8 protein-coding genes and 2 pseudogenes are annotated in these 9,915 nt (G+C 39.9%); 5 read left to right on the top strand and 5 right to left on the bottom strand.

The features are described 5' to 3' along the window. The first annotated feature begins 1,000 nt into the window (after positions 1 to 1,000). A complete protein-coding gene (locus ACGF49_RS23495) occupies positions 1,001 to 1,753 on the top strand; it encodes a hypothetical protein (protein WP_113041202.1) in 753 nt (250 codons plus the stop codon). Between the two features lie 8 nt (positions 1,754 to 1,761). Continuing rightward, positions 1,762 to 1,986: a hypothetical protein gene (locus ACGF49_RS23490; RefSeq protein ID WP_040151315.1), complete on the top strand. Its 225-nt coding sequence runs from the start codon at positions 1,762 to 1,764 to the stop codon at positions 1,984 to 1,986. A gap of 63 nt (positions 1,987 to 2,049) precedes the next feature. Here ACGF49_RS23490 and ACGF49_RS23485 read toward each other — a convergent pair whose 3' ends face one another. From ACGF49_RS23485 to yihI, 3 genes are all read right to left on the bottom strand, one after another. Beyond that, entirely contained in the window at positions 2,050 to 2,529 is a 480-nt protein-coding gene (locus tag ACGF49_RS23485) for an Hcp family type VI secretion system effector (protein WP_112895327.1), read from the bottom strand. A gap of 427 nt (positions 2,530 to 2,956) precedes the next feature. After that, positions 2,957 to 4,330, bottom strand: coding sequence for an oxygen-independent coproporphyrinogen III oxidase (gene hemN, locus ACGF49_RS23480; RefSeq protein ID WP_387493035.1), 1,374 nt, complete (start codon positions 4,328 to 4,330; stop codon positions 2,957 to 2,959). A 193-nt stretch (positions 4,331 to 4,523) separates the two neighbouring features. Next, positions 4,524 to 5,033: a Der GTPase-activating protein YihI gene (yihI, locus tag ACGF49_RS23475; RefSeq protein WP_228901246.1), complete on the bottom strand. Its 510-nt coding sequence runs from the start codon at positions 5,031 to 5,033 to the stop codon at positions 4,524 to 4,526. A 193-nt stretch (positions 5,034 to 5,226) separates the two neighbouring features. On the opposite strand from yihI, the gene ACGF49_RS23470 reads away from it, so the two are divergent. Further along, positions 5,227 to 6,690, top strand: coding sequence for a glycosyltransferase family 39 protein (locus ACGF49_RS23470; RefSeq protein ID WP_228901244.1), 1,464 nt, complete (start codon positions 5,227 to 5,229; stop codon positions 6,688 to 6,690). Positions 6,691 to 6,778: 88 nt separating this feature from the next. Here ACGF49_RS23470 and ACGF49_RS23465 read toward each other — a convergent pair. Together ACGF49_RS23465 and ACGF49_RS23460 are read right to left on the bottom strand one after the other, a co-directional pair. Continuing rightward, positions 6,779 to 6,949: pseudogene (locus tag ACGF49_RS23465) on the bottom strand (transposase); the annotation flags it as partial. Between the two features lie 630 nt (positions 6,950 to 7,579). Next, a pseudogene (locus ACGF49_RS23460) lies at positions 7,580 to 7,699 on the bottom strand (amino acid ABC transporter permease); the annotation flags it as partial. 42 nt (positions 7,700 to 7,741) lie between these two features. Here ACGF49_RS23460 and ACGF49_RS23455 point away from each other — a divergent pair. Further along, positions 7,742 to 7,864, top strand: coding sequence for a helix-turn-helix domain-containing protein (locus ACGF49_RS23455; RefSeq protein WP_387493031.1), 123 nt, complete (start codon positions 7,742 to 7,744; stop codon positions 7,862 to 7,864). Between the two features lie 174 nt (positions 7,865 to 8,038). Beyond that, on the top strand, positions 8,039 to 9,718 hold the full coding sequence (locus tag ACGF49_RS23450; RefSeq protein WP_262978673.1) for a ShlB/FhaC/HecB family hemolysin secretion/activation protein: 1,680 nt from the start codon (positions 8,039 to 8,041) through the stop codon (positions 9,716 to 9,718). The last annotated feature ends 197 nt before the right edge of the window (positions 9,719 to 9,915 follow it).

Raw genomic sequence — 9,915 nt, 5'->3', positions numbered from 1 at the left:
TGCGGGGCACCGAGCCAAAGGAACAAGCTTAAAAAAGCGGGTTGGTGCGATGATTATCGGGCAAGAGTTTTCTTTGGATGAATAGCAGTCAAAGTATGCTCGTGCCCTGGGTATGATGCAAGTATTGTCGATCAATTTTTATATTTTCCGTGATTACTTTGGATTGTGGGAGATTCCAGCCAAAGTGGCCGCTGCTATAGCTTCTCTTTACGTTTTTTGTCTACTTGTTAAGTTTTTTCCTATTATTATTGTTATTTTTATCTGTAGCTTATTTTTGGTGGTAAATGTATGGCATTGGTCATTATGGGTTTCGATCTTTATACTTATTTGGCCGGTTATTGTTGTTTTAGCTTATTGCGTACTCACCAAAAGCCTGAAATATAATACATCAGACTAGTACTACAGCCGTAATTCTCTTTCTCAACAGACGATACATTCATAGAAAAGCTGAAATCATACGACTTCTTAATGTTGGGACTAAACACCTGGTTCAGTTCGTCCATAATTTACCTGTCCGCGTTGCTGTAAGGAATATATCAGGAACAAGTAATTACACAATTTAAATTACAGTCTCACACTGAAGATGGCGACAAAGAGTAACAGAATTTCATTACACAACGTTAATTATTTTTATAGAATAAATTAAAATATTCGGAATTTTTATTTTACGGAAACTTAATATCTTATCGAGTACTCTTTGAGTAGATTTTTGTTATTTGATTAATATGGTTATTTTTATTTAAATATGTTATATTAATTTTTTTAATTAATAATAGAGATAGCGTATGGATGACAGAGATAAATTAATGCAACGAATAAATAATGTTCTAGTTAATAGTTCAGTCATAGCTGAGGACAAACTAGCTGTAATGATGATGTTCTGCTTTCAATTATTATCATCTACAAATACAGAGAGGGTTAATATGCGTATCTCTGATGGTAGGCTATTAACACTGAAATTCGAAGAAAATTTAATTAATCATTGAGTTGGAGCTTATGTATGGAATCTAGTATCGAAAATGACCTCTGGAAAGAGGTAGATCGGCAAAATGATTTGCTTTGGAGAATAGAAGAAGCTAAACGTGTAGCAGGCCTCAGTCTCGAAAGGGCAGTAAATGACACTATAGAATTAGGTGAAGAGGTCGTAGATACTATAGGCTTAGGTATGAGACGTAAGCTCTGGCAATTTTCATATTTTTTTGACGGTTATGAAGATGTATACGGAAGGATAAAAGAAGAAGATCACAGAATGAAGTTAAATCTGATGGATCTTAAAAATGAAAATAAAAGAAAATTCATTTCGAGAATAACAGAAATATATATTGATGAAGTATTTAAAGGTAATGAAGAAAAAGAGAAAGAAAGAATATATGGGAAAATATTAAAATTTTCCGCTAAAGTGGCAATAGGTAAATCAATTAAATTAAGTGTGTCAGCTATAATAGCAGAAGCTATATATTTAAATTTAATTAAAAAAACTATAGTGAAAAATGTAGCCAAACGATTTATAAGTGGATTGTTAAATATCGCTCAATTTTACGGATATTACGAGAAAGCATCAATATCAGCAAATAGACTTAAAATAACATGTCCACAATTCTATTGGGCTTTGTATTTTCAAAAACTGGAAATGTTATATTTTATAGTTGAACCTGAATTAGAAAAGGGAATTTATTTAATAGAAGGATTCAAGAATAAGCAGATCAGCGAAGAAGAAGTTGCTCGCGTACTTGCAAATATGATGGGTAATTGAGTTTATATATGAAAAATAAAATATTTAGTAAAGGATGGTTCAAAGATCTTTTTTGTGTATTTATTAAAGAATTATTGTGGTCAAATATGCCTGTTGTAGCCATTTTTATATGGGGAATTATATCAGTGTATTTCTTCCCCGATGAATGGTGGATTATATCTTTAATAGGAAGTATTGTAATTGTTGTTCTATTCTTTGTTCTCACATATTTAAGTGAAAGAAAAAAAAGCTAAGTATATATGCTTAACTTTAATTGTCATCCTTAAGCCACCTCCCAGGGAGGTGGTCTTCTACTTTTAATAAACCCGTTCATCCCATATACTATAGGCTGATGTTCCTGCTGTTACATGGTTCCATGTAATGGATTTATATTTAAGAAAGATTTTCTCATACGGCATTAACTCATTACTATTAATTGAATTTGGGTAAGTACAGGAAATATCAACAATAGTTGCTTCCGTAATTTTTACTTCATAAAAAAGCTCTGACTGCCCTGTCTGACTCGTCCTATAAAAAATAAAAGCACCATTTAATGATTCGTTAGAATCTATAGCCATAGCTAACAATGGGGATGATTTATCAACGGGTTTGATAAATTGTATAGGATGATGACTTACGTTCTGGTTACGAGTTATTGTGTGATTTAGACTGAGTACCTGTATTTGATCTTCATGCCCTTTTTGGTATCGATTCCCTATAGAATCGAGGGTTGAGCATCCAGCTGATATTAAGCCTTGTTTCTTACCATTTAATGTTAGATAAATCATGTATGACATAAAGATTACCGTCCTAGTTTCTTATTCAAATGATGTTACTCGATTTTTGGGCTAAAAAAGTAACTTAACATATAAAAAAACTTATGAATACAGGAAGGACTTTTTCAGTGAAAAGTTAACTGTGTCTCCCTCCGAAACATAGCTCACGAGCAGTTGAAATCACATATTCGGCCCATAATTACGATAAAATTTATTTTTCGGCGCTGGTTGCTCTAATTTCTGCTGCCTCATCGCCTGTTCTGTTTGTAAAAACTCTCGAACTATTGGGGCGGTGCCGTCAATTCGGTCACACGATTGTCTAAGTAATAGACCTATTTCAACAGCGCGACGTTTTCTTCCGAGGTGCAATCGAACATGTTCTGCAAGGCGGACTCTGTTTACAATTTTATGTAATTGCCCTTTTATTTAAAAACCACGCTCTGAACAATCAAATCACCCTTGAAAACTGACGCTGGCGAACCTGTTGACGCAAATAAATATCAAAACACATACAGATATTACGAATCAGTAACCGACCCCGCGGCGTTACCCAGATCTGTTTCTCATTCACTTCAACTAGTCCATCGTCAACTAATGGCGTTAATAATTGCAAATCTTCCGTGAAATAATGGGTAAAACTCAGCCCATATTGCTGCTCAATATCGGCAAAATTTAGACGGAAATTACAGATAAGCGCTTTAATAACATCACGGCGAATACAATCATCTTGTGACAGCGTTAAACCACGCCATAAAGCATGCCCCTGTTTTTCTAATTCCGCATAATAGCTTTTTAACTCTTTTTGATTTTGAGAATAGCTATCGCCCAACATACTGATAGCAGAAACTCCCAAGCCTAGCAGATCACACTCTTCCTGAGTGGTATAGCCCTGAAAATTGCGATGTAACTTCCCTTCCCGTTGAGCGACTGCCAGTTCGTCATCCGGGCGAGCAAAATGGTCCATGCCAATAAACTGATAGCCGTTGTTTGTCAGCGTTGCGATTGTTTCTTGCAATATATCCAGCTTTTGTTCGGCACTTGGTAAATCATGTTCCTTAATTTTACGTTGAGCAGCAAATAAGCTCGGCAAATGAGCATAATTGAAAATACTCATTCTGTCCGGTGATAACGTTAATACTCGCTCCAGAGTAAATGCAAAACTTTCTGGTGTTTGTTTCGGCAGGCCATAAATCAGATCAATACTAGTGGAATTAAAACCCGTTTCACGGGCACGAGCTACCAAAGCAAAGATAAACTCTTCATCCTGTTCACGGTTCACCAGATGCTGAACTTCTTTATTGAAATCCTGCACACCCATGCTCAGACGGTTAAAACCTTCATTGCGCAAGTGATCAATCATATCCAGTTCAATTTCACGTGGGTCAATTTCAATGGAAATTTCAGCATCTGGCAGAAAATCAAAATGGTTACGCAACAAGCCCGTCAATTTACTGATTTGGTCTTTATCAAGGTAGGTTGGTGTACCACCACCCCAATGCATCTGACTCACTTTACGGCCAGAAAACAACTTTGCCCGGCCACGAATTTCCCGTTCAAGCCATTGCAAATATTCATCCGCTTTATGCTTTTGACGGGTGACCAGTTTATTACAACCACAGAAATAACAGAGCTTATGGCAAAACGGGATATGGAGGTAGAGAGAAAGCGGTCGTTCAGGGTAACAGGTAGCAGCCTGGATAAATGCTGCATTATCATACTGTTGATTGAATTCCAGCGCCGTAGGATATGAAGTATAACGAGGGCCGGAATAATTGTATTTCTGGATCAAAGGCAGATCCCAAACGATGGCTTGCTCAGACATGCTTATCCCTTCCGATGTTTTTGCCCATCAAAACGTAACGCTTTCATATGCTTAATATGTTGCGCCGTTGTGACTCCGCGCAGCCGGGTTTTACGCCGCGATAATCGCCATAGTTTATCCAATAACCATAGCAAATAACATACCAATGGTATGGTTATTAGGATCAACCCGCCTCTAATCATGGGAGATTAAATTATTTACCTTTCAGCAGTTGCATAATGTCATCCTGCTTCTCTTCTTCACTCTCTTCTTCATCCAGTTTAATACCTAACTCTTCCATCAGAGCATCAATCCGATCCAGCGTAGTGTCAACATAAGCATGCTCTTCTTTAGACAGACTTTCGCCATTTTCCAGACGCTCTAACAATGCATCCAGACGATCATCGTTTTCCAGCATCGCCAACTCTTCTTGTAGCGACAGACGTGGTTTTGTCTCGACTTTATTAACAACGACAGGTTTTGTCGGTTGTTCCCCGACGATCAGCGGAACAGGTACTTTACTGCCAAAACGTGGATCACGTTGCTGTTTGCCTGACTGATGTTTATCACCACTCTGCTCCTGATTGCGGTTACCGGGCGGATTGCCGCGATGTTTTTTCTCACGCTTACGTGCACGCCCTTCCGCATTCAATTCTTCGCGGTTTTTTCTTTTCTGTTTACTAGCAGATGTTTTGGCTGGTGCTTTTTTCTTTAACGGGTTCATAGCCGGTTACTCAGTTTGGTTTATCAGGGTATTGCTGCGTCGGAATCTAGCAGAAACTGCACATATAGAAAAGCGCCGTGAATAACTCTTTATCTTTTAAAAAATATAGCCAAAAATCTCTTATCATTCATGCATGGTTTAACCACCAACGAATATCCTATTAATCTTAACCTTCAATAAATGATCAATCGATATGCCTATTTTTGATACTTCTTGCTATAAATCCGTTTACTTGTGGGTAGTTGGTTATGCTTTGTTATGGATGATAGTGAGTTATTCATTCGACCCAACCGTCCCTTATGATGCCGTCGAAGCATTGAACTGGGGAAAAAACGGCGAATGGGGTTCACCTAAAAATCCGTGGTTAGTGGGTGTAATGATGCTGCCTGCTATCCATATAAGCGGTGTTTCATTGAGTTTTTACTGGTATTTCATTCACTTTATTGCTATCTCGATTAGCATGCTCGGTGTATGGCATCTGGCATTTCGGCTGACAGGGAAAAAAGAGCTGGCATGGCTCGCCATGCTGACATTGAACCTGTCTGGTATTATTAACTTCGATATTATCCCATATAACGATAATTATCTGCTAATTATGCTATGGCCGTGGATTATGCTGTTCTTTCTACGAGCCGTGTATGACAATCCGCATTGGTGGCTGGCATTTGCTCTCAGTTCCGGGCTGGCGGCAATGGGAAAATATTCCACATTGGCATTGGTTGGTTCGGTTTTTCTGTTGACTCTATTTGTGCCTAAAGTTCGACAATGTTACCGCCAACCCGCGCTCTATATCGCACTGGTTATCTGGTTTGTGCTGGTACTGCCTAATTTCTGGTGGCTATGGAACAATGATTTTGCCGCTTTCAAATGGGTAGATTCACAAATAGATAGTGGATTTAATCTACACACTACCCGATCGTTATTATCGGTATTTTATCCGCTGATTATCGTTGGCATTATTATCTATCAGCTTGGCGGCCGTATTAGCTGGCCGAAGGAGCAACCGAACCGATTGGTAAACATTATCATCTTGTTGCCATTACTGATTATCTACTGCTGGTTCTCATTCAATAAGGGGGGAAGAATGACAGAATGGCTGCACCCCTTTATGTCCGTTTCATCAGCGCTGTTGGTTGGTTCTATTACTCGTTTTCCACAGAAATCATTACGCAATACCCTGAGAGGGCTGATTGTCGTCGCAGGGTTGATTCTGATGGGATATGTACTGATTATGGCAGCCAATATTCGCGGTGCCGGCCATAAATTCGAAGGTATCAAAGATTTTTCCTGGCAACTGGAACAACGCTGGCATCAACGCTATTCGACACCGCTCCATTATGTCGGGGGCGAATACTTGCATCAGTGGCTGACTGTTTACGCGCCAAGTCAGCCAGAGACTATTCAACCTTGGATATCAGGAGAACAGGCACCCAATATCTATAACCGCCATGTTAAAGCAAGCGATATTATACGTGACGGCGCTATTCTGGTAGGTGCAAAGGGAAAAACCTGCGAACAAGAAGATTTTCACAGCGTTCTGCAAGACTGGTCAACATTAAGAATAAATAGTAAGGAAGAATTTCTTTTCCAGCCCGAACCTGAAACTAAGCCAACAATAGTCTGTGTAGGTTTTGTGTCACCGGAAAAATATCAGTAATTTTCTCTGCAAGTTGAAAGCCTGATTTAATAGGCTTTCAACATTATCTGCGTAAAGAGAGCCGCTTAATCCTTTAGGTTTCGCCATCCCCCTCAAAGACCTTATGACGGGGAATGCGAATATGATGGCAAACACGAAGGCTTGTGGAATCGATAAAAGCAATCCCTGTTGGTTTTCCTTTTAAATGATTCAAGTAGCTACAAAGCGGAACTAAAACAGAAGACGCAATCCCAACGAAACGGGTATAGCTGAGTAGTGAATCCCCGGAAGCATAGCTAACGAGTACAACCAACAAAGAGAATAGAAGACAATTACACCGAATTATTGACAAGGTCCTTCCAGATTAACAATCTTGCACTTATTATGTTAATCTACCTATTTAAAGTACCACCTTATTTTGAGTTATTTTTAAACCAAGACTGTTTATTAAAATATCACATCCACTGTGTGATCAATAAACAAATAGCCATATTCTCATCCTGAAAGAAACAGGAGGCATTCCGTTTATTAGAAACGATAAATTATTACCCTTTGAATAACATAACTTTGATTATAATAGGAGTTTTTATGACATTTTATTCCTTTGCCTTTTCCCCTATTCTTATTTCAGTTTTAGGATACATATTATATATACATAATCACGTAAGGAAAGATAACATCAGCAAGCAAATTCAGTATCTATTACTTTTTTCTTTTTTCGTCTGTTTATCTTATCCATTAGTAGGTATTTTTGTATTCAAATCTTTCAATATTTTTGACGGCATTACATTATTTTCCATAATATCATCAATAATATCGATAGTTATAAATGCAATAATTCTTTACTTATATAGGAAATTAAAATAATGAAAGAACTCCAGCGATATAAGCCAGAGATGTATCTTTTAGCAGCGCAAACTACGGTGGTAATTTCTGGAATTTCCATACCAAGCATCACTGGTAACAGGAAGTAAATCCAGAAAATCAGCATAATGACTGGAATTACCCGGAAAAATCCCAATACCGCGGCAGGCTTCCGCTGCTTCACCCTCTTTTCCGATTTCAGCAAAGTTTGATTCACCGCCTCAACCAATCACTTTGGCTATCGGATAATGCTCACGCAGATGCTGCACGATTGCTAGGTTGGGAACGCAATACTATTACACGAAAACTGAAAGAGCTAGAGTTGAAGTAAGGAGATAATATCTCCAGCCCTATCGCCACTTTGTGGAATTTAATATATTAAATTCCCCATTATCAGGATTAAATAACCGATCTCGATCACATTTTACACTATCCATTCAGACAAGAAAATAATACCACATTAGAATAGTTTAATAATGTTATTATCAAGCTATTAAGATTATTTATGGGAAGCCGTTTTCTTTATCACCGAAGCCTGACAGGACTTATCCTGCTGGCAATTTCTGAACTGCTCTATGCCTCAACACCGATCAGCCCTGCGGCTCAAGAAACGATCACGCAACAACAAAAAGCATTACTGCAACAAGCCCAACAGCAAAGGGAAACGCTGCGCAACAACATCACTTTACCTCCATCACCCGATGTAGCACCGAGTACAGCAGGATCTATCTGCCACACCATTCACCGAATTGAATTTGACGGTGCAAAAAGCCTGCCTCGATCAGTCAAACAGCACTTAACACGCCCTTATTTATCCCACTGCTTATCTTTGCAGGACATTAATGCATTGGTACGAAAAACCACTAATGCCTATATTGAACGGGGTTATGTCACTTCCCAAGCCAGACTCAGCGCACAGGATTTATCCTCCGGTATTCTCATTATTACGGTCAATGAAGGCAAAATTGAATCAGTCAGCCTGGACGGTGAAACACCTCTCTCGTTGAAAATGGCTTTTCCGAGCATAGTGGGTAAAACGCTTAACCTGCGAGATATTGAACAAGGCATGGAGCGTTTAAATCGCCTGCCGTCTCAACAAGTGACCATTGATATTCAGCCGGGAAAACAATCGGGTTATTCCACGGTTATTTTAAAACGAACATCGATTCGCTTACCCATTAGTGCCAGTTTGGGAGCGGATAACAGTGGTCAAAGAAGTACCGGCGCCGGGCAAATCAATACCAGCGTGAATCTGGATAATCCATTACATCTTGCTGATCAGTGGTCATTATCCGCCAGCCGTAACAGTGACTTCCGCAATAGCCATCAAAGCCGCAGCCTCTCTGCCAATGTGACGATTCCTTATGGTTACTGGTTATTCAGTTATCAATATGCATGGAATGATTCTTTTCAGAATATCCCGACGGGTTCACAAACCTATCGCTACACCGGCGACAGTCAGACTCACCGGCTGGCAGTAAACCGGACGTTATATCGTGATGGAAAACAGAAACTGGCGTTGGATATGGGGCTGACACGCCGTCGGACCACCAATTTACTGGCAAAAGAAACATTATCCATCAGCAGCCCGACACTGAGCACAATCAACCTTGGCGTTAATTACAGTACTGTGCTGGCAGGAAGCTATGTCACTTTCAACCCGACGGTAAGCCACGGTTTACAAGCATTTGGCGCCACCAAAGACGATCCGCGTTTCTCAGATGCGCCACGTAGTCAATTTCGCAAATTCAGCCTTAGCGCCAGCTATTTCATGCCTGTCACAGACTCCATTTATTACCTGTCATCGATTTACGGCCAGACCACGCCAGACAACCTTTACGCCAGCGAACGTCTCTCACTGGGCGGACAATATTCCGTTCGGGGATTCAAAGAACAATATCTCACCGGCAACCGCGGCGGATATTGGCGCAACGAGCTAAACTGGCGGGTATCAAAACTTCCTATTCCAGGCGAACTCATTTTAACCGGAGCGCTGGATACTGGCTGGTTACAGAAAAAAACCGGACAAATCGAGGGCGGCAATGTCACCGGCGCGGCTCTGGGCTTATCACTGACTCACCCTGGATTCAACCAAACCATCACTATTGGGAAGCCCCTCATTCACCCTGATCACCTAAAACCGGATCACTGGGTCACTTATTGGTCAGCATCACTGACTTTGTAACACTTAAATTAAACAAAAGGGATAGTATGATGAGTAAACGCAACAGCTCGGTGGCGAGAGGCACGAGTTATCTTTTAATTTACCTTACCGCCATTCAGCCGCTTCACCCGGCGATTGCCGCGGGGATCACACCGGATAATAACCATACGCAGGTACAAAATCAGGGCAATGTCCCGGTTGTCAATATTGCCACGCCG

The sequence above is a fragment of the Photorhabdus sp. RM96S genome, from assembly GCF_042879335.1.
In the GTDB taxonomy this organism is placed as follows: domain Bacteria; phylum Pseudomonadota; class Gammaproteobacteria; order Enterobacterales; family Enterobacteriaceae; genus Photorhabdus; species Photorhabdus kayaii.
The sequence above is the reverse complement of the archived record's forward strand: the minus strand, read 5'-3'. Positions and strand labels throughout refer to the sequence as shown.